This window comes from Alteromonas sp. ISO5 (assembly GCF_058105165.1).
Genome location: NZ_CM176572.1, coordinates 1,577,493 through 1,596,613 on the forward strand (window position 1 = coordinate 1,577,493; position 19,121 = coordinate 1,596,613).

Annotated in this window: 18 protein-coding genes and 1 pseudogene; 12 read left to right on the forward strand and 7 right to left on the reverse strand. The window is 48.4% G+C overall.

Annotated elements, in window-relative coordinates:
• Nucleotides 1-47: 47 nt before the first annotated feature.
• From proB to AC2T0J_RS07180, 4 genes are all read left to right on the forward strand, one after another.
• Nucleotides 48-1,151: a glutamate 5-kinase gene (gene proB / locus AC2T0J_RS07165; protein ID WP_489809451.1), complete on the forward strand. Its 1,104-nt coding sequence runs from the start codon at nt 48-50 to the stop codon at nt 1,149-1,151.
• 79 nt (nt 1,152-1,230) lie between these two features.
• Complete coding sequence (locus AC2T0J_RS07170) at nt 1,231-2,481, forward strand: glutamate-5-semialdehyde dehydrogenase (protein WP_489809452.1); 1,251 nt, start codon at nt 1,231-1,233, stop codon at nt 2,479-2,481.
• Nucleotides 2,482-2,579: 98 nt separating this feature from the next.
• Complete coding sequence (locus AC2T0J_RS07175; RefSeq protein WP_489809453.1) at nt 2,580-3,017, forward strand: acyl-CoA thioesterase; 438 nt, start codon at nt 2,580-2,582, stop codon at nt 3,015-3,017.
• Complete coding sequence (locus AC2T0J_RS07180) at nt 3,017-3,946, forward strand: D-2-hydroxyacid dehydrogenase (RefSeq protein WP_489809454.1); 930 nt, start codon at nt 3,017-3,019, stop codon at nt 3,944-3,946. The genes AC2T0J_RS07175 and AC2T0J_RS07180 overlap by 1 nt, the downstream gene beginning before the upstream one ends.
• Before the next feature lie 240 nt (nt 3,947-4,186).
• On the opposite strand, the gene AC2T0J_RS07185 is transcribed toward AC2T0J_RS07180, so the two are convergent.
• Nucleotides 4,187-4,462 carry a hypothetical protein gene (locus tag AC2T0J_RS07185; RefSeq protein ID WP_489809455.1) on the reverse strand — a complete coding sequence of 92 codons (276 nt, stop codon included), beginning with the start codon at nt 4,460-4,462 and terminating at the stop codon, nt 4,187-4,189.
• Between the two features lie 152 nt (nt 4,463-4,614).
• Between AC2T0J_RS07185 and AC2T0J_RS07190 the strand changes: the two genes are divergently transcribed.
• Genes AC2T0J_RS07190 through can form a run of 3 tightly spaced genes read left to right on the forward strand, consistent with a single transcriptional unit; the run spans nt 4,615 to nt 6,358 of the window.
• Nucleotides 4,615-5,118, forward strand: coding sequence for an RNA polymerase sigma factor (locus AC2T0J_RS07190; RefSeq protein WP_489809456.1), 504 nt, complete (start codon nt 4,615-4,617; stop codon nt 5,116-5,118).
• Nucleotides 5,111-5,704, forward strand: a complete 594-nt coding sequence (locus AC2T0J_RS07195) for a hypothetical protein (RefSeq protein WP_489809457.1) — start codon at nt 5,111-5,113, stop codon at nt 5,702-5,704. Before AC2T0J_RS07190 ends, AC2T0J_RS07195 begins: the two co-directional genes overlap by 8 nt.
• Nucleotides 5,705-5,758: 54 nt before the next feature.
• Nucleotides 5,759-6,358 carry a carbonate dehydratase gene (gene can, locus AC2T0J_RS07200; RefSeq protein ID WP_489809458.1) on the forward strand — a complete coding sequence of 200 codons (600 nt, stop codon included), beginning with the start codon at nt 5,759-5,761 and terminating at the stop codon, nt 6,356-6,358.
• Here can and AC2T0J_RS07205 read toward each other — a convergent pair.
• Both AC2T0J_RS07205 and AC2T0J_RS07210 read right to left on the reverse strand, forming a co-directional pair.
• Nucleotides 6,355-10,020, reverse strand: a complete 3,666-nt coding sequence (locus AC2T0J_RS07205; protein ID WP_489809459.1) for a translocation/assembly module TamB domain-containing protein — start codon at nt 10,018-10,020, stop codon at nt 6,355-6,357. The genes can and AC2T0J_RS07205 overlap by 4 nt on opposite strands.
• Complete coding sequence (locus AC2T0J_RS07210; protein WP_489809460.1) at nt 10,017-11,768, reverse strand: autotransporter assembly complex protein TamA; 1,752 nt, start codon at nt 11,766-11,768, stop codon at nt 10,017-10,019. The genes AC2T0J_RS07205 and AC2T0J_RS07210 overlap by 4 nt, the downstream gene beginning before the upstream one ends.
• A 198-nt stretch (nt 11,769-11,966) precedes the next feature.
• Between AC2T0J_RS07210 and AC2T0J_RS07215 the strand changes: the two genes are divergently transcribed.
• From AC2T0J_RS07215 to AC2T0J_RS07235, 5 genes are all read left to right on the forward strand, one after another.
• Nucleotides 11,967-13,907 carry an alpha/beta hydrolase family protein gene (locus AC2T0J_RS07215; protein ID WP_489809461.1) on the forward strand — a complete coding sequence of 647 codons (1,941 nt, stop codon included), beginning with the start codon at nt 11,967-11,969 and terminating at the stop codon, nt 13,905-13,907.
• Nucleotides 13,908-14,072: 165 nt separating this feature from the next.
• Nucleotides 14,073-15,005 carry a polyphosphate kinase 2 gene (gene ppk2, locus AC2T0J_RS07220; protein ID WP_489809462.1) on the forward strand — a complete coding sequence of 311 codons (933 nt, stop codon included), beginning with the start codon at nt 14,073-14,075 and terminating at the stop codon, nt 15,003-15,005.
• Between the two features lie 191 nt (nt 15,006-15,196).
• On the forward strand, nt 15,197-15,361 hold the full coding sequence (locus tag AC2T0J_RS07225; protein WP_489809463.1) for a hypothetical protein: 165 nt from the start codon (nt 15,197-15,199) through the stop codon (nt 15,359-15,361).
• Between the two features lie 15 nt (nt 15,362-15,376).
• Nucleotides 15,377-15,679 carry a hypothetical protein gene (locus AC2T0J_RS07230; RefSeq protein WP_489809464.1) on the forward strand — a complete coding sequence of 101 codons (303 nt, stop codon included), beginning with the start codon at nt 15,377-15,379 and terminating at the stop codon, nt 15,677-15,679.
• Nucleotides 15,680-15,963: 284 nt separating this feature from the next.
• The gene (locus AC2T0J_RS07235) at nt 15,964-17,187 is read left to right on the forward strand and encodes a multidrug effflux MFS transporter (RefSeq protein WP_489809465.1); all 1,224 of its coding nucleotides are present in this window, start codon (nt 15,964-15,966) and stop codon (nt 17,185-17,187) included.
• Nucleotides 17,188-17,195: 8 nt separating this feature from the next.
• On the opposite strand, the gene AC2T0J_RS07240 is transcribed toward AC2T0J_RS07235, so the two are convergent.
• From AC2T0J_RS07240 to AC2T0J_RS07255, 4 genes and pseudogenes are all read right to left on the reverse strand, one after another.
• Nucleotides 17,196-17,543, reverse strand: a complete 348-nt coding sequence (locus tag AC2T0J_RS07240; RefSeq protein WP_489809466.1) for a hypothetical protein — start codon at nt 17,541-17,543, stop codon at nt 17,196-17,198.
• 411 nt (nt 17,544-17,954) lie between these two features.
• A pseudogene (locus AC2T0J_RS07245) lies at nt 17,955-18,194 on the reverse strand (IS66 family transposase); the annotation flags it as partial.
• A gap of 16 nt (nt 18,195-18,210) precedes the next feature.
• Entirely contained in the window at nt 18,211-18,624 is a 414-nt protein-coding gene (locus tag AC2T0J_RS07250) for a glutaredoxin family protein (protein ID WP_489809467.1), read from the reverse strand.
• On the reverse strand, nt 18,614-19,117 hold the full coding sequence (locus tag AC2T0J_RS07255) for a hypothetical protein (RefSeq protein ID WP_489809468.1): 504 nt from the start codon (nt 19,115-19,117) through the stop codon (nt 18,614-18,616). The genes AC2T0J_RS07250 and AC2T0J_RS07255 overlap by 11 nt, the downstream gene beginning before the upstream one ends.
• Nucleotides 19,118-19,121: the final 4 nt, after the last annotated feature.

Sequence of the window (19,121 nt, forward strand, 5' to 3'; positions counted from 1 at the left end):
CGCGTTGTAATATTCTTAACACCCCGTTTATCTATCGATTTCTCCAGATGAGTACATTTTCCTGGCAACGCGCTGTTATCAAGATAGGAAGCGCTTTGATTGCGCCAGACGGACAGCGATGCAGTGGCCGGTACTTACTTCCCATAGCGCGATTTATCAATGCCAGCCGTGAGGCGGGCAAAGAAGTGATTTTAGTGTCTTCAGGCAGTGTTGCCGCCGGAAGAGCCAAAATTCCGGTCAATCACGTGGCATCCATTGCTGAAAAGCAGGCCATGGCCGCCATCGGCCAGATTGATATGATGGCCAACTGGCAGCGTTTTTTTGATTTTCCCTGTGCTCAGGTGTTGCTGACCTATGACGATCTGCATGACCGCACGCGCTATGTAAACATCAAAAACACCATCCGTGAATTACTCAATCATCAGGCCCTGCCCATTGTTAACGAAAACGACACCGTAGCGGTCAATGAGCTGAAAGTGGGTGATAACGACAATCTGGCTGCCTATACGGCACTGGTGGCCGGCGCCGATACGCTGATCATTTGCTCAGACATTGATGGCCTGTACAGCGCAGATCCGCGTAAGAGTCCCGACGCCACATTGATCCCAGAAGTGGAACACATTACCCCGGATATTTATGCCATTGCCGGCGGTGCCGGTACGTCGGTGGGGACCGGCGGTATGCGAACTAAAATCGAAGCCGCCGATAAATGCACCCGAAGTGGTATTCAAACGCTGATTGTGAACGGCCGCAATGGAACAGTTTTTGATGCCTTGCACGAAGGGCAACTACCGGGCACGCTGTTTAAAGCGCAACAGTCGCAAAAAACGGCCCGCCGCCTGTGGCTGGAACACACGTTAAAAACCCGCGGCCGGGTTGAGGTGGATGAAGGCGCTAAAAAAGCCTTGGTTCATAAAGGTGCATCATTACTACCTTCAGGTGTGGTGGAAGTGAGTGGTCACTTTGGTCCTGGCGATGCTATCGAAATCCACTGCGGTAAACAGGTGCTTGCCAAAGGCATTGCACTGTATGGCGCGCAGGAGTTGAGACAAATCAAAGGGGTCAAGAGCGCACAGATCAATACTATCTTGGGGTATGACAGTGGCGAAGTGATTGTCCATCGGGATGATCTGGTGCTATTCCAAGCCTGAGACGTTCAGCGGTAAACCTGCAATGACTGCGTCGCAGCACTGCTACAATTAACTAATCCGTTAATTAAAGGGAGTCGGTATGAGTTTTTCAATTCGTAAAGCCGCCAGCGAGGCAAAAGTGGCCGCCAGACAGGTTGCCCGTTTAAGTGGCGAGCAAAAACGTACGGTATTAATGGCTATCAGCAAGCATCTGGTGAGTCAGGTGAGCAACATCTTAAGTGCCAACCAGCTTGACCTGGAACATGCCAAAACGGTAGGGCTGGATGCTGCCATGGTCGATCGCTTAACCCTTACCGAAGAGCGGATCATGGGCATTGCCAGTGCGGTAGCCTCTATTGCTAATCAAACTGATCCGGTGGGCGAAATCAAGTCGCTTAAAACCATGGCCAGTGGTATTCAGGTGGGCAAAATGCGCATCCCGCTTGGGGTGATAGCGATGATTTATGAATCGCGCCCTAATGTCACCATCGATGCGGCTGCGCTGTGTTTTAAAGCGGGGAATGCGGTGATATTACGTGGCGGTAAAGAAGCGCTGCATTCTAATCTGGCGCTGGCAGCATGTATCCATCATGTGCTGCGCGAGTTTGATCTCGATACGGCCGCGGTCACGGTTATTCCCGATCCAAATCGCGAGATCATGAATAAGCTGATGACCTTAAAAGAGTATATCGATTTGATCATACCTCGTGGTGGTGAAGGCTTAATTGAATACGTTAGTGAGCGTAGCCAGATCCCGGTGATTCAGCACTACAAAGGGGTTTGCCATTTATACGTCGATAAAGACGCCGACCTTGAGCAGGCCCTGGGGCTACTGGAAAACGGTAAAACCCAGCGTACCGGCGTGTGTAACGCGCTGGAAACCTGTTTAGTGCATCGCGCGGTGGCCGATACGTTTTTGCCCCGGGCGGCAGCCATGCTCAAGCAACATAACACCATGATCCACGCTTGTGATTCATCGATTAGTCACTTTACTGAGGCTGTTTCAGCTACCCACGCCGACTGGCAGGCTGAGTACCTGGCCATGGAAATTGCGGTGCGAGTCGTGGATAGTTACGACGATGCCATTGCTCATATCACCGAGTACGGCTCTGGTCATACTGAAGTGATTGCCACGCAAAATTACACCACGGCCAACGCGTTTATCCGGGATATTAATTCCGCAGTGGTGATGGTGAACGCGTCCTCGCGTTTTTCTGATGGCGGTGAGCTGGGGTTGGGTGCTGAAATTGGTATCTCGACCAGTAAATTACATGCCTATGGTCCCATGGGCGCCGAATCCCTGACCACTGAAAAGTTTGTGGTACTCGGGCAAGGGCAAACCCGAGCATAAACGTGGTTTAAACTCAACCACAAATGGCGTAGTGTTATAGTTTGCGGCAGACGTTGTGTCTTCGTTGCCAGTCAGTCAATAAAGGAAGAAAGAGTATTATGACGGATATTACCCCGTCCCTCAGCGATTACCCTTATCAGGTGACATTGCCAACCCGTTGGCAGGATAATGATATCTACGGTAATGTGAATAATGTGGTGTTCTACAGTTTCTTTGATACCGCGGTAAACCGTTTCTTATGTGATGAAGCGGGGATGGATTTTCGCACCAGTCCGGTGGTAGCTCATGTGGTCAGTTCGCAGTGTCAGTTTATTTCTCATGTCGCCTACCCGGAAGACGTGGATGTAGGGGTTCGGGTAGCCAAGATTGGCCGCAGCTCAGTCACCTACGGGGTGTCTATTTACGCCGGCACTAATGAGCGTCGGGTGGCCCATGGTCAGTTTGTACACGTATTTGTTGATCGCACTACCGGCCGCGTTGTGCCTGTTCCGGCGCGTACCAAATCGGCTCTGGAACGCATCATTGAGTCGTTATAATGCGGGCTGTTGTACTCGATAGTGATTCGCTGGGAACCGATCTTACCCTCAGCGAACTTGAATCATTACCAGTAACTCTTACCCGTTACCCAACCACCACTCCCGACCAGGTCAATGACCGTATTCGCGATGCCGAAATTGTGCTGGTGAATAAAGTGGTGCTCAATGCTGACGCATTAGGTCAGGCCGAAAAACTGCGTTATGTGGGTGTGCTCGCCACAGGCACCAATAATGTGGATACCGAATACTGCCAGCAACACGGTATTACGGTCAACAATGTCGACGGCTACGGCACCGATTCGGTTGCGCAGCATGCCATGATGCTGTTATTGAACCTGGCCACCTCGTTTGCGCCTACCATGCAACAGGTGAAACAGGGCGAATGGTCACGCTCGCCGTTCTTCTGTTTGCTGGATAACCCGGTGATGGAACTGGCCGGTAAACATCTGGTTATTGTGGGCTACGGCACACTGGGGCAGCGCTTTGCAGAACTGGCCCGGGCGTTTGGGATGAACGTCTCAGTAGCGGCAAGGCCGGGAACTACCTCTGCTGAGCGCAAAGCATTGGATGATTTACTGCCTGAAGCAGACGTAGTGAGTTTACATTGCCAGTTGAGTTCGCAGACCGACAAGCTGATCAACACCGAGCGGCTTGCCTTAATGAAATCCTCAGCTTTGCTTATCAATACGGCCCGTGGTGGTCTTATTGACGAGGCGGCCTTGGTAACAGCGCTTAAACAGGGCCAGATTGCTGGCGCCGCGCTTGATACCTTATCAGTTGAGCCACCTCCGGCGGATCACCCCTTGCTGCAGCTTGATTTACCCAACCTGCTGATCACCCCGCATTCCGCCTGGTCTGCCAAAGAAGCTCGCCAGCGTTTGGTACAAATCGCCGCCGAGCGCCTGCTAGGGTTTATTGAGGCTTGCTAAACGCTAGTTAAACCTTGGTGAAGCACTAATATACATCCCGTCATACGTGGAGATGCTAACGCGTCTATCCGGTATTTCCTGAGCAGTTTGACTAAGCTGATTAGGGTTTAACTTAGCTGGTTTTCTCCACATTTGTCGGCCCCGACAAATGCCAGATAGTTTTTAGCCGGCGAGTATTAATATGCAGGTAAGGCCGGGATGACTGGTTGAAATTTCTTAGGGATCTCACTTAACGATTGTCTACCGACACAACTTATTCAATTCCTGATTAAGCTCATAAGCAGGCTCGGTAACGATTTTCTCCAGTACTGCGATACGCTCTTTTAAGGCTGCAATTTCAGCATCTTTTTGGGTGGCGGTTTGCGAGTTTGCCTGCTGCGCTTGCTTAAAAGGATTCACCGGCTTGCCGTAAAACCAGGCGCTTAATTGCCAGTTATATCTGGCATCCAGGTAGTGACAAAATAAGCCCAGGCTAAGCACGGCAGTTACCAATAAAATTATCTCTGTGTGTGTCATTGCGATTTCCTCTTTAGGTACTAACCAAATGGTGTGGTTACCGGTATAGTCACTAGCCGTTAAAAAAAATTACACAACAATGTTATTTTTTTTGCCGGCGGCAGACTAAAGGAAGTAAGCAAAGTCATTTAACCTTTCATACCAGGATTTTTGTGCACAAGGACTTTAAGCAAATACTCGCTGAACATCAGGCGCTGCTGAGCCGCGTAGCGTCGAGCTACGAGGCCAATGAGTCTGTGCGCCAGGAGCTGTTGCAGGAAATAGCACTGGCGGTATGGCAAGGGTTAGAGCGCTTTAACGGCGATGCCAGTCTGAAAACTTACATCCTGAAAATTGCTCATAACCGGGCGGTGACTCACGTGAGTAAAGAAGTTAAGAATCGTGATGTGAGTCAGCCGGATGACGACGATATCGTTGCTACTGCAGGGGCGATAGATGAAGAGCCTGAATATGCGGCTGCCCGCAGCCGGCAGGTTACCTCCCTGCTGGAAGCCATTCGTACCCTGCCGGTTACCATGCGTCAGGTAATGACACTCACTCTGGAAGGCCTCAGCTATCAGGAGATTGCCGAAGTGTGTGGCTTAACCAGGAACCACGTTGGTGTATTACTGCAGCGGGCGAAAACGACGCTGCAGCAGAGGATGAACCATGAATAATGAAAAACCAGAGCAGGATTTAACCGCACTCTGGCAACAGCAGCCGGTGAGTGAAATCGATCTGACCGATGTAACAAAGCGTCTGAAGCATCAGCAATGCCTCCAGCGCTGGTACATTGTTTCAGATTTCACGGGCTTTTTAATTGGCCTTGGGATGCTTATTTACAGCTGGGAAAAGCTGCCATTATATATGGCCCTGGTATTGTGCGGAGTCATAGCATGTGGCGGTATAGTTACCGGTTTTGTTGTCTGGCTGCGTCGTCATGCGGTGCTGGCCTCGTTTGAAGATACCAGCCATTACCGCGAAACATTAAAAAAGCAGTATCTCAGTAATCAGAGAATTGCGCGGATCACCATGCATTCTGCCTGGAGCAGTGAATTAATCTTATTGGTTATATGGGGAATTGCTGCCGTTGTTGGCGATCTCAGTTGGGAATCATTTGTGGATAAAGGTGGTGTGGCTACCTTTATTATTATCAGTGTGGTTATGGCAGGGTTTGGCTACTGGGCGTACAAGCGGGAGCAAAAATTTAAGCAGGAATATGTGCGACTGGTCAGTCAGGAGCAAAACGACTTGTTCCCTTAGGCGAGCAGGCCTAAACTGCCTGTTCTTATCCCGTTTAAACAGGCCACTGGCTGCATGGATGATATTAAAAAGTTACTCGACAACAACGCCCACTGGGCTGCCCGAACTCACCAGGCCGACCCCGCTTTTTTCGATACCCTCTCTAAGCAACAGGCACCTGATTATTTATGGATAGGCTGCTCTGACAGCCGTGTACCGGCGAATCAGATTGTCGATTTATTGCCGGGTGACATTTTTGTGCACCGCAATGTGGCCAATATGGTGATCCACACCGACTTTAACTGTCTATCGGTACTGCAATACGCGGTGGATGTGCTAAAAGTTAAGCACATTATTGTATGCGGGCATTATGGTTGCGGTGGTGTGGAAGCGGCCATGAGTGACAAGCAGTTTGGCCTGATTGATAACTGGTTGGGTCATATCAAGGATATCTATCAGCAACACTACAAAGAGGTCCGGGCGTTGCCAGAGAATGAGCGTTCTGCACGCTTGTGTGAGCTCAATGTACTGGCCCAGACCGAAAATGTGAAACGCACCACTATCGTAAAAGATGCCCTGGCCCGCAATCAGGCCTTAACCATCCATAGCTGGATTTACCGCCTTAACAATGGTCGTATTACCGACCTGGGAGTGACGGCGCAATCCGGCGACTAGCCTTTGTTTTCGTCTTCAGTAGTGTCTTTGGGCTTGTTCTCTCCCAGCGTGAACTGGTAGTAGAGATCGACAGTGGTATAAAGGCTCCGCACAATCTCCAGGTACAGGTTAGACAAAATTTGATAGCGTAATGCGACTTCCTGGCCGCCGCTGTCTTCGCCAGAAAACATACCCACACCGTAGCGTACAGTGAGGTTAGAGGCAATTTTGCCTGAAATGGCGACCTTGGTATCACTGCCCTGGCCGGTGGTACTGAGTGATAAATCCTCAATACCCAGCGCATTGCCCACATTACTGGTGAGTGACTCAGAACTGGATAAACCAAATCCAATCAGCATGGCTGCGTAAGAATTTTCATCCATCTGGCCGCCACCGAGTCCGCCGCTGCCGTTTAGCAGGTAGGCCAGATTCCGGGCCTGATCCATACCGGGTTCTGAGAATAACGACACGCTGGGTCGAGTGGCAGGGCCTTCCACCCGGATACCTGCGATCACTTCATCTTCGGTGAGGTCGGGGTCGCGGATGGCTTCAACTAACAGAATAGGCTGGTCCAGCGGACCGTTAAACTGTACTTCACCGGTACGGATAATCAGGTTCTGGCCGTAGGCGGCATACCGGCCATTCAGAATACGTAAGTCACCGTAACCGGTGAGCGCCGGCTGGGTTTGCACATTTACACCGCCGCTTAACGAAGCCTTTAAGCCGAAAGCATCAAGCCGTACTTCTTTACGTTCGTCTTCATCGATGGTCACCATGATGTTGGCGTTAATATTATCTACCAATGCTTCACTGGGTGGCTCACCGCGTAAATGGACATCCCGGGAAGGGGATACCGCGCTGGGTGGGAGTTCGTTAATTTTCACCCGCGCATAGGGAATATCAATGTCTCCCGAAATATCCACACTCTGGGGACTCAGGCTGACCGACAGGTCGGGCGAGACTTTCACCCTGCTGTCATTGTAATTCACCGTAAAGGCATCGCCTTTAACAGCCATATCCACCAGCAGACTTTCCTGCCAATCGACTGAGCCATTGAGGGTTCCCGGGCCGTCGCCAAGTAAAAACTCACCTTCAAAGTCTGCACTGGCACCATTGAGGTTAATGGTTTGCTGCCACTGACTGACCACCACCGGCAGGTCTTCACTGTTTATCTCACCTTGTTTAAGGGTTAGCTGGCCATTTACCTGGGGCAGGCTTAACGGTCCGTCCAGTTTAAGTTCCCCATTGATATTACCGTTGAGTTCATTCATGCGTGCAATCAATGGCTTAAAGGGAGCTAGCTGCCAGTCGGCAATGTTGATTTGGGCTTCGATAGAAGGCTGTTCGGTAAATGGAAAGACTGTGGCCTGAGACGTAATAGTACCAATTTGCGGGCTGGTAACAGTGCCGGTTAAGGCCAACTGCTGTGCATCGAACTGTCCGTCAAAGCTAACTTCATCGAGGTCTATCGTAACCGTTTCATTGCCGGCCAGTTGCCATTTAGCCGGGCTCACAGATATCTGCAACTGGCCGACGACGTTTTCATTAGCAGGGTCGAAGTTACCTTTGGTTGTGATGTTAAGGGTTGCACTGTTGCGCTCTTCGAGTAACTCAGGCATCAGCTCATCAATCCATAACCCAATCGGTAGTGCATTGGCTTGCACGTCCCAGTTGACTTGCGCTGGTGTATAATCCACTGCATTAATGCACAGATTGCCTTTCTCCCGGGCTTCCCAGCAATGCTGACTCACCTTGAAATGCTGTGAGCTGGCTTCATAACGTAACGCGACATCTGACTGTAATTCCCAAACTGTATTCAGCACCGCCAACTGCGTATCTGATAACTGCCCCTGCCATTGCTGGTTTTGCCACTGACCATCCAGATTTAAGGTGGTGGTATGTTCTGGCAACTGCAGGTTTGCCTTAAGGGCATGTTCGGCTAATGAGCCGGTAATGGTGATTTCGCCATTCAGCGGGCCCTGATTAGCGGCCGCCTGACTCAGGCGGGCACTGGCAAGGATATCGGTCAGTAATAGTTTTGTATCGATCACCGGCGCGTCCCAGGGACCTTTTACTGCCACTGTTCCAGCCAGCTGGCCGGATATTTCGGGGTACAGAGCCGCCAGTTTCTGCAGATCGATGGCTACCAGAGCATCCAGGTATTGTTGGTTAAATACCTGTCCGACGGCTGAAAAATGGTTTTCGGCCAGATCGCCGTTGAGGTTGGCAACCATAATGTCACTGTTTGCTGAATACACTGCATCGCCGGTAATGGCAAACATTTCCTGCAGGTGTTCGCCGCTTAAGCGAATATCCGATACCAGTACGTTAGGGCCTTTATCACTAAGGCTGACCTGCGCTTTTACCACACCGTTTACATTAGTCGGGGCGAGTTCAGAGAAACCTTGCAAATCTACCCGGGTTAAGCGAGAGACGCCTTCCCAGCTCAGTGAGTCGCTAAAATAAAGCACGCCGCTGTTGGTCACTTCGCCTTCTAGCAATTCACTGTTAAGCGCCGAAACGGCCAGTGAACGTTCGCTTAACAGGGCAACCAGACTGACTTTTACCGGTGACACATCGGGGATGGTGGCACCACCATCCAGTTGGATGGCGTATCCTCCCATTTGGCCCTGCACCGACAAAACGCCGCTATCGAGTTCAATATCAGCCAGCGGCGTAAGCGCCTGAGCAGGCCATTGGCTGTGTAATGACACCGGCAGGCTGTCGCTGAGCAGGTTGGCCTTGCCTGCGACTTCTGCGCTCGCCAGTCCGCTGGTGGTGATATTAATCGCGAGATCGCTCAGATCGCCTTTGGCGGTCAGCTCTGCATGCTGAGAAGACTGCTCAACGGGCAGGTCGGCAACAAGATGAATAGCGAGCGGATATTGGCCACTCAGCGTTACTTCCCCGTCGAGGCTGGCACTGACCTGCTGCATGGAAACATTAAGCTCACGCAGAGCAATCCGGCTCGCCTCTATCTGCGTTTGTTGCAAGGCGACATCCAGTGCCGCGATTTCCTGTTCACCCTGAAACACCCGAATATCATTGACTTGAACATCGCTGGCTTTAAGCGATAAAGGTATATGTACCTCGGGCAGAGCCGGTGCCTGATAGCTTAGTATCATGGGCGATTGAGGTTGTGGCTCGCTGTTCGGTAATTTTATGGTAAGACCGTTGAGGGTCAGGTCGTTAATTTCCAGTGTGTCTGTCCACTGAGCGCTGCCGGATAACTGGTCAGCCTGAAGGGAAATAGCCGGACTTTTAAACCGCGTATCCGTGATACTGAGTTCATCGAGCGTGATTGCCAGCGGCAGAGTAATTTCGCTGGTTGGCCCTGGCGGGCCATCATCAGTTGTGTCTGCCACTGACAACTGTTTAATGTGGGGGGATTCAACCTGTAAGGCTGTAATACACGCTTTGCTGTCTAGCAGGCAAGTCCACTCGTGAGCCAGCGTAACTTTGCTGACATTCACCTGCCATTGTTCGTTCTGCCAACGGATTTTCTCAACCGTTAATTCGCTCAGCGGACTGCCTGACACTGAGTCAACTGTAAGGCCGGGAACATACTTGTTGGCTGCGTAGCTAATCAGAGGCGCGCCCAGCGGCGATAACACTATCGCTATCAGGAACATTAGCGTCAGCAGCAGAACTAAAAAAACTTTTGCCAGGCGATTAATACTCATAATTCCGGCCCCAGCGAAAAGTGGAAGCGCCACTGCGTCTCGAAGTCATTTTTACCCTGGGCTATGTAAAACCGTACCGGCCCGATGAGTGTTAACCAATGCGCACCAATGCCTAAGCCTCTGGACAAGCCATCAGAGAAGTCATTGGTGGCGGTACCGACATCAGCGAATACGGCTGCACGCCAGTTGTCGGCTACCGGGTAGGCATATTCAACACTGGCAGTTGCAAGGTAGCGGCCCCCGGTGAGGACGGCGTTGCCTTCTTCATTGAGCACTTTCGGGGAAATTTCCTGGTACCGGAAACCACGAATACTCTGATCACCACCGGTAAAGAAACGCAGTGATGAGGGCACCCGATCAAAGTCGTCCGTGCGAATGGCGCCTGCATCCGCTCGCAGGTAAATTCGGTGAGTATCGTTGATGGTTGTGATCACTTTGGCATTGGCGGTAATTTTAAACAGTGAGATGTCACTGCCGACACTTTCATGGCCACCTTGCAATGCGACAATATATTGTTGCCCCTGATTTATGGTGAGTTCCTGATCGGATTTGGTATAACCAACAGAATAGCCGGGCATCAGCAAATTAATGGTTTGCGGATCGCTTATCCCCTGGGTAAACATTTCCCGTTCAAAGGTTAACGACACGCTGCGTTGCCAGGGCGAATCGGCCTCTTTCCAGAAACGATGCCCCGAGATACTTAGGGTCTCACTTTTAGTATCACTCACCGAGTTGTCTTCAAATTCATAACTGGTTTGAATACTGGCGTAATCGTTATTGACGTCTTCCAGCGGAATGCGGTAATCAAGACTCGCTGCTTGTTCCAGCTTAGAGAAAAACACCTGTCCGGTTACTGAGTGGCCGCGGGAATTCACCCATGGTCGCTCCCAACGCGCTCTTACTCGTGGACCTTTGTCTGAGTTTGCACCGCCACCTACGTTAAAAATATCCCTTGGCAGGTGGGTCAGGGAAACTTCAACCGGCACTCTGGCTCCCTCTGCTTGTTTAACGATGGGACGGGCAATCGCTCTTGCAAAATAGCCGGTTTCGTTTAAGCGCCGGTTAAAATCGGTTAATTTGGCTGAGCTATACTTTTCTCCGGGTTCAAAATTATTGAGTCGACCGATGATTGCAGCAGCCCGATCGTCGCCAACCAGCACCACTTCACCAAATTCGTACTGGCGACCACTTTGCGCAATAAGCAGAATATTGGCTTCATTGTCCTCGCGTACCAGGTCAAGCCGGGTGGCCTGCCAGTAAAAGTCAAAATAGCCGTTTGATAGTGCATAGTTAAACATCTCTGACTTAAACTTTTCGTAGGATGGCTGATGTAACACATCGCCTTGTTTTAGCGGGAAAGCATTAAAGCGCTGCCGAAAAGCATCATCCGTGCGTCCATCACCAATGATTTCGCGGGTAACATTGCTCACCAATAAGGGGTCCCCAAGGCTTACATTAATAACGAGATCGTCGTCTTCAAAATAAAGATTGACTTCACTACTGTAAAAACCGAAAGGTTGCAGGGCAGTTTTTACAGAGCGGATGATACGTTCTTCAGTTGGCTCATCCAGCGTGTTATTGGCAAGTTTTACCTGCGCGAGGTGCAGTTCTATGTTGTCTTCCAACCTACTGCGTTCCACTCCTTTTAGCTCGTAGTCCAGTGCCCACGAAGGCTGGCAGGTGAAGATCAGCAGGGAGGTCAGCGCCAGAAAAGCGCGACGGAAAAATGAAAAAATACCAACAGACATTAACAGACTGTGTGCTCCTTGCACTACATGACAAACAAAAAGGGTCAATTCTTAAAGCAGAATCTACGCCAAAAGTGTACCTTCTTCAGAGGCGCTACTACAGCGTTTTTAGCTAATTTCCTGTTTGTTGCGACAGGTATTCCTTTTCGTTTATATTAACCACACAATTATATGGTACGAATAAACAAGGAATGTTGTATGTCTCGCCTGCTTAAGCAGTTCTCTATGCTATGGCTGTGTTGCTTCGTGGTAGTCCCTGTTGCCCAACCCTCAGAGCCGCAGCCAATCGAAGTTTTTAGTCGTTTGCCGCAATTTTATGGCGTATCGATGTCGCCAAACGGACAGCGTTTTGCAGTGGAGCGAAACTTTGCAGACGATGATCTTGCTGTGTTGATGACACTGGATCTGGCTACCGGAGATGCTTTTTATCTGCTCAAAGCCGATAACAAAAAAGTGAAAATTAACTGGTATAAGTGGGCTAACAATGAAGACTTGCTAGTCAGCGCCCGTTACGAGGTGAGCCGCCACGGGAAAAAGTTCTTCCGAACGCGCTTATACCTAATGAAATACAATGAGCAAGGGGGGCACCCCGAAATGGTTATCGACTGGCGACATATCCAACGTTATCAAAATGATTCGAACTACGTGCCGCAGTTTCAGGATGATGTGATCGATTACCTGCCTGACGACCCTGACCATATCCTGATGGCTATCGATATTTCCCGGCCGTTCGAAAAATCAGTTTTTAAAGTGAGTCTTAAAGACCGCAGAATCAGTCGTATGATTAAAGGTAAAAAACGAATTCGTGACTGGATCACTGATCGTCAGGGGAACGTACGAATTGGAATTGCACTGAATTACGAAACTGGCGAAAAGCAGATCTTTTTACGTGACGAAGAAGATAATTACGAGGAGTTGTATACCTATAACGTTTCTGAAGATAAACCGGTTTACGTGTCGGGGTTTGCTGCCGATCCGAATATTCTGTATATCAAAAAGTACCGCGATGAATATAAAGCGCTGTATAAACTCGATTTGACAACACGCGAAGAAACGCTGGTATACGCCGATGATAACTATGATGTGGATGGCGGCCTCATCTATTCCCCAGTGACTAATGATGCCATTGGCGTTTATCATCCTCAGGCTCCAGGCGGCCGCTTTTATTGGAATGACCGTTATGCGCTGCTTCAGAAAGGGCTCAACGAGTTACTTAAGGATAGCCATAACTCGTTGAGAGCGTTTAGCCGGAACGAAGAGGTTTATCTGCTTTATTCTGAGAGCGATACGCAGCCCGGTCGATACTACATTGGTAATCAGAAAGAAGTGACGATTAACTTTTTATTTGATCAATACCCGGATATGGATACCGAAACACTGAGTGAGCACGAGCGGATTACTTTTACAGCCCGCGATAAAACACAAATTGAAGGCTATCTCACGTTACCAAAAATCGGCGCAGCGCCATATCCAACGGTAGTCTTTCCTCACGGTGGGCCGGGCGTTCGTGAATACAGCGGATTTGATTACTGGACGGCGTACTTTACCAGTCGAGGTTATGCGGTATTGCGGCCTAATTTCCGCGGCTCTTCAGGCTATGGCTACTCGTTTAGCGAATCACAAATGCAGAACTGGGGCATGGCCATGCAGGATGATGTGGTGGATGGTACCCAATGGATGATTGATCAGGGTTATGCCGATAAAAATAAAATTTGTATTGTAGGTGCTAGCTATGGCGGGTTTGCCGCGTTAGCTGCAACGGTAAAAAGCCCTGAAGTGTATAAGTGTGCAGTGAGCTTTGCCGGTGTTAGTGATTTGGATCGCATTGTTTGGCGCGCACAAGGCTTTTTAGGTTCGAAGTTAGTCAAAAAGCAGATCGGTGAAGACGGTGAAGACCGTGACAGACGTTCACCCATAAATTATGTGGAAAATATCAAAACGCCCATTTTGCTGGTGCATGGCGAGGAGGACCGTGTTGTTCACGTGGAGCAGAGCCGCATGATGGCCGATGAGCTTGATGACGAGGACAAGGAGTACCGCTATGTTGAACTGCCCATGGGTAACCATCACCTGGAAATCCAGTCTAATAGGGTAAAGCTCTTCAAAGAAATGGATAAATTCCTCGCTAAATACCTGTAACGAGCAGACGGTAACATGTTGTCCGGGTAAGCTGTTAAAAAGCGCCCGGACAGGTGGTAAATTAACTGGTTGATCCAGATCAGCCGAGCTTGGATTAACCCGGGATTAGCCCCCTTGTTGTGGTTTATCGGCGTACAATAACTCCGTAACGAAGGAGAATTGAACGTGACCGATAGCCAAAAACTAACCGCTGTACCTACTCTTGAAGAAGCCCACGAGCATCCGCATTCATTGTCTGAAATGCGTCACGACGAGCAATATATTGCTGAGTCATTCCGCTCCGGTGAATACCCTTACAAGCGGAAAGTGACGCGTCAGTTCTATGAACAGCATAAACATCAACTGCAAGTAGAGCTGCTCAAGGTCCAGAAGTGGGTAAAAGAAAGCGGCGAACGAGTAGTCATGCTGTTTGAAGGGCGCGATGCGGCAGGTAAAGGTGGCACGATCAAGCGTTTTATGGAACACCTGAATCCACGTGGGGCAAGAGTTGTCGCGCTGGAAAAGCCGTCAGAGGAAGAAAAAGGACAGTGGTATTTTCAGCGTTACATTAAACATCTGCCAACCGCGGGCGAAATTGTCTTGTTCGACCGGTCCTGGTACAACCGTGCGGGTGTAGAGCGGGTGATGGGTTTTTGTGAGCCCAATGAATACCTGGAATTTATGCGTCAGACACCGGAGCTGGAACGCATGCTGGTGAACAGCGGGATTCGGATCTTTAAATTCTGGTTTTCGGTCACTCAGGAAGAACAAACCCGCCGCTTTCAGAAACGAGAAACCGACCCGCTCAAGCAGTGGAAATTAAGTCCGATCGATAAACTTGCACAAGAGAAATGGGATGACTACACCGAAGCGAAAGAAGCCATGTTTTTTTACACCGATACCAATGACGCGCCCTGGATGGTGATCAAGTCGGACGATAAAAAGCGCGCCAGGCTCAATTGTATGCAGTATTTCCTGCACAGCATGCCATATCCGAATAAAGATCGCCGTATTGCTAAAGCACCGGATCCGCTGATCGTAGGCCGTGCTTCCACCGTTATCGATCGGGACAACCATATTCTGGGCAAATCCCTGCACCCTGACCAACAAAAAGCCTGACCCATCAGACTGCTAACTTTGAGCACAAGTGTCTGTTTTAGCAGACGCCCCTAGTCTTGATAGTCATTTTGGTCTTACTGGATACTCTTTAACTTGCTGTTAAGTATAACTATTTAAAAACTGGCAAGGTATTCGCATTCTACTGTTGTTACGCCGCAGAAGCGGTGCAGTAGTTTAAAAAGGAATGGCTAATGTTTATTGTCATGTTACTGGGAATAGCCTTGCTGGCAACAGTTATTAAATTTCAGGGGGCGTCACGTCTGCTGAATCGCCTTGGTAAATTCATCGTGATTTTAGGGGTTTATGTGGTATTTTTAAGTAAAGTCGTTAAAGCATTGCTGTTCAGACATCATTAAAAAAAGGTGCACAACATGAAAACAACTAAACACATTTTGACTCTGGCTTTTATTGGCTTATTTTCGCTGGTACTAACCGCCTGTAGCGAAGAAAAGAAAGAGCAGGCTGAAGACTCGCTGAGCAGTATTAAAAATGCCGCGAGCCAGGCCATGGATGACGCTAAGGATGCCGCATCTGATGCTGCTGACAAAGCCAAAGACATGGCGGAAGATGCCTCTGAGAAAGCAGAGGAGCTCGCCGACGATGCTGGTGATGCACTTGAAGACGCCTGCGAAGATGCCAAAGAGAAAATGGATCTGGAAGATAAAGACTGCTAAGTAGTCTTTTCCTGTCGTCGATTCTGGTTTACCTGATACCAGAAGATACTGTTATGCCGGATAGCGGCTTTCGCGCTATCCGGTGTACAAATCAATGAAGCCTCAAGCGCTTCAGCACCCCTGCCAGCGACCCGGCTAAATTTTCTACGGTATTTTACCGTTAATTCACCCCTTCCGAGCGCAGTTGTCACAATCTTGCGGTATAATCGCCGGCTAAATTATTTTCCTTTGCTGAGGCTGGTTAATCCCGCCTGTAATACACTTTAACCGGAATAGTCCTTGTTATGACGCAAAAAAGTACTCATGTTAAACCTGCTCTCGGCTTGCCGGAGTTTATTGCTCTTATGGCGTTGATGACGTCGTTGGTGGCGCTGAGTATTGATGCCATGCTGCCCGCCCTGGATGCTATAGGCACGGCGATGGGCGCTAAGGATATCCATGAGAGTCACTTAATTGTGTCGTTGTTTTTTGGCGGCATGGCGATAGGTCAGCTGTTTTTCGGCCCTTACTGTGATACCCGTGGTCGTCGTGAGGCGATTATGCTCGGGTTGGGTATATTTGCCGCAGGTACTGTAGTGTGTATGCTGGCTGATGACATGCAAACCATGTTAATTGGCCGGGTTATTCAGGCATTTGGTGTCTCCGGGCCGCGTATTGCGTCTACCGCAGTCATCCGCGATCAGTTTGCCGGTGAAGCCATGGCGCGGGTCATGTCGTTTATTATGATGGTATTTATCCTGGTACCGATGCTGGCACCCATGGTGGGTCAGTGGGTGCTGAATATCGCTTCCTGGTTCCATATTTTCACCCTGTTTCTGCTGGTGGCAGTGTTTACCGGGGCCTGGTTCTGGATCCGACAACCTGAAACCTTACCTGCCAGTCGTCGTCAACCTTTCTCCTGGTCGCAGTTTCTGCGCTCCTCCAGGTTTATACTCACCCATAAGCCGGTTATCGGACCAACGTTGGCCATGGGCTGCGTATTTGGTGGATTCCTCGCTTACCTGAGTGCATCTCAGACTATCTTTCAGGGTTTTTACGGGGTGGGTGAAATGTTTTCCTATATCTTTGCTATTCTGGCTTTTTCGATTGGTCTGGCGTCTTTTATTAATAGCAAGATCGTTATGCGGTTAGGCATGTACCGGGTAACTCAGGTGGCGCTGATTGGCTCGGTGGTCTTTGCGATAATTTTTCTTGGCATCATCGAAATGTTCGATGGCCTGCCGCCAATGGTGGTAACGATAGGCTCATTGTTTATCGGCTTTTTCTTTGTGGGGCTGTTATTCGGTAATTTAAATGCCATTGCAATGCACCCGTTAGGTGATATGGCAGGACTGGGTGCCGCCATTATCGGCTCATTGTCGAGTATTATCGCTGTTTTGGTCGCGACTACGGTAGACTCCTATCTCACTGAAGATTTGTTCCCTATTGGTGCTGGCTTTGTGGTGTTCTTTACTCTGGCCTTTATTATCATCCGCCTGAGCCTGCAACGGCCGGAAAAAGCAGCGTAATCGCTCTCTTAGCGAAAGCGATTACCGTTAATCAATTGAACCACTGCGCGGGGGCGCTGATTTTCAACAATTTCAACATTGCGTGAGTGACGTTCGCCGTTGCGTAGCTTGTCGTACTGCAACTGTTTCATTTCCAGCTGTTTGGCAAATTCATAAAAGGCCATACAGTCTTCACGACTTAACTCATTATGCTGGCGGGTGAGCTGAGTATCGATATACATGCTTTCCCCGTTAGCGGTCAACGTGGCCACTGCATCATAGGGCTCACCGTAATTTTCGACTCTCAGCGCCCTGACCATTTTGACTTCGAAGATCCAGTCGCCAATTTGCGTAAACCTGGAAATGCCTGATTGCATGAAATTCTCCCCTCAGGATGATTTAATTATTATGATTGCTTTTTCAGATAACCAGTGGTTACTACAAGCATTGTGCCAACTATTATGTAATGTGTTATCAATAGTTTAGCGACAGCGACGCCAATTGGTGTGCGTCGATGTGTATGCAGTTGGTAACACATTGTTAAACGTCAGCCCTGAGCAGTAAACCAATAATGCTGAGGGACTATCTATGATTTATGTTTTCTTATAGGCATAAGAAAGTACATGTAACTAATACTTTGATTCAAAGATTAGAAAACTCAGTAAAGACGTAGCTTACGATATGATTTTCTAACTTTTATCTAATTTCTCACTAGCTTTCATAGTAAAACAAGAACGAGAAAGGCGCTAAAAATATAACCGTTCACCAAGGCCCTATTGACAGGCAGCTCAGAAGTCGGAAAATAGTGGATAGGTAGTTTTATTCAGCGTCGCAGCAAGAATTGCCCGGATCCATTTGAGAGGATTCAACTTTTGTTTTCGGCAGGTTTCGACAATGGTCAGGATGCGCAGCCAGAACAGTTCGCCCCGATGCGAACACCCACCATAGCTGCCTTTTCACCACAGTACATAGCTTCGCAACGAACGTTCCACTTCGTTGGTGGTAAGCGGTACACCATCGTGTTTGAGTCTCATTGCTTACTTTTTATCTATCTTTAATTAATAGGTTTTTCTCGTGTAAAGCTTCTTCAGTTAAAGATGCACTAAAACCAACAATCATTATATTTTCAATTATTAACACAGGTATCTGATTAATGTTGTCTGCTCTTAGTGCTTCGAATGACCTTGGCTGTGTTTTAAGTTCGAAATATTTATATTTCACACCACACTTCTGTAAAACTGATTTCAATTCTTGGCATGCTGGACAGTAATCTGCACCATATAAGATGACTTTTTGTTCGTCTTTAACTCCATACTTATCATAATTACCTCGTTGCACAAGTGCAGAAACATCTTCATTTCTGTGTGTAAACCACGCTGTTGCAATAGCAAGTGTAGCTATAACATCATAAAGTATAACTTCATTTATAAACTTTTTTATTTCATGGTCATTTTCCATTCGAATTAAATAAACCATCCAAATCTTCCGACGGAACCATAATTGTTGTTGAATTTTTACTTGGGACCATAATAATTTGAACTGCGTTGATATTTTTATGAGCTAGTTTCTTATGGATTTTGAGTAGCATATCTTCATGCTTCTTACATGGTTTGCAAGCGTCATAGTTATCCTGTCTAATCAGCACAATTGTAAAATCGCTTTCATTAAAATCGTAATTTTCAGGTAAAAATGGACTTAGTGTTGTAATCTGTTCGTTGCTTGATTCTAAAGCTTTTTTATTTTTGAGATGTTTCACTAAATCAGGAGCCAGTCCTTTCTTCTTATATAAAAGTTGTGCGTTTTTGTTAAACACATACCACTCTGGGGTCATAAAACCTAATCCAGAATCATAGAGTTCATCTTCTATAACTCTATTCTCGTACTCTTTCGCATTTGCTTCGGGTGTTGACAATAAAATAAATAAAATTATTAAAAAATATGTTTTCTTCAAAATT

Coding starts and splice junctions, on each gene's coding strand:
- AC2T0J_RS07170 (WP_489809452.1), top strand. CDS start 1,231: ATGAGTTTTTCAATTCGTAAAGCCGCCAGCGAGGCAAAAGTGGCCGCC.
- proB (WP_489809451.1), top strand. CDS start 48: ATGAGTACATTTTCCTGGCAACGCGCTGTTATCAAGATAGGAAGCGCT.
- can (WP_489809458.1), top strand. CDS start 5,759: ATGGATGATATTAAAAAGTTACTCGACAACAACGCCCACTGGGCTGCC.
- AC2T0J_RS07240 (WP_489809466.1), bottom strand. CDS start 17,543: ATGCAATCAGGCATTTCCAGGTTTACGCAAATTGGCGACTGGATCTTC.
- AC2T0J_RS07250 (WP_489809467.1), bottom strand. CDS start 18,624: ATGGAAAATGACCATGAAATAAAAAAGTTTATAAATGAAGTTATACTT.
- AC2T0J_RS07215 (WP_489809461.1), top strand. CDS start 11,967: ATGTCTCGCCTGCTTAAGCAGTTCTCTATGCTATGGCTGTGTTGCTTC.
- AC2T0J_RS07235 (WP_489809465.1), top strand. CDS start 15,964: ATGACGCAAAAAAGTACTCATGTTAAACCTGCTCTCGGCTTGCCGGAG.
- AC2T0J_RS07180 (WP_489809454.1), top strand. CDS start 3,017: ATGCGGGCTGTTGTACTCGATAGTGATTCGCTGGGAACCGATCTTACC.
- AC2T0J_RS07205 (WP_489809459.1), bottom strand. CDS start 10,020: ATGAGTATTAATCGCCTGGCAAAAGTTTTTTTAGTTCTGCTGCTGACG.
- AC2T0J_RS07230 (WP_489809464.1), top strand. CDS start 15,377: ATGAAAACAACTAAACACATTTTGACTCTGGCTTTTATTGGCTTATTT.
- AC2T0J_RS07195 (WP_489809457.1), top strand. CDS start 5,111: ATGAATAATGAAAAACCAGAGCAGGATTTAACCGCACTCTGGCAACAG.
- AC2T0J_RS07225 (WP_489809463.1), top strand. CDS start 15,197: ATGTTTATTGTCATGTTACTGGGAATAGCCTTGCTGGCAACAGTTATT.
- AC2T0J_RS07185 (WP_489809455.1), bottom strand. CDS start 4,462: ATGACACACACAGAGATAATTTTATTGGTAACTGCCGTGCTTAGCCTG.
- AC2T0J_RS07175 (WP_489809453.1), top strand. CDS start 2,580: ATGACGGATATTACCCCGTCCCTCAGCGATTACCCTTATCAGGTGACA.
- AC2T0J_RS07210 (WP_489809460.1), bottom strand. CDS start 11,768: ATGTCTGTTGGTATTTTTTCATTTTTCCGTCGCGCTTTTCTGGCGCTG.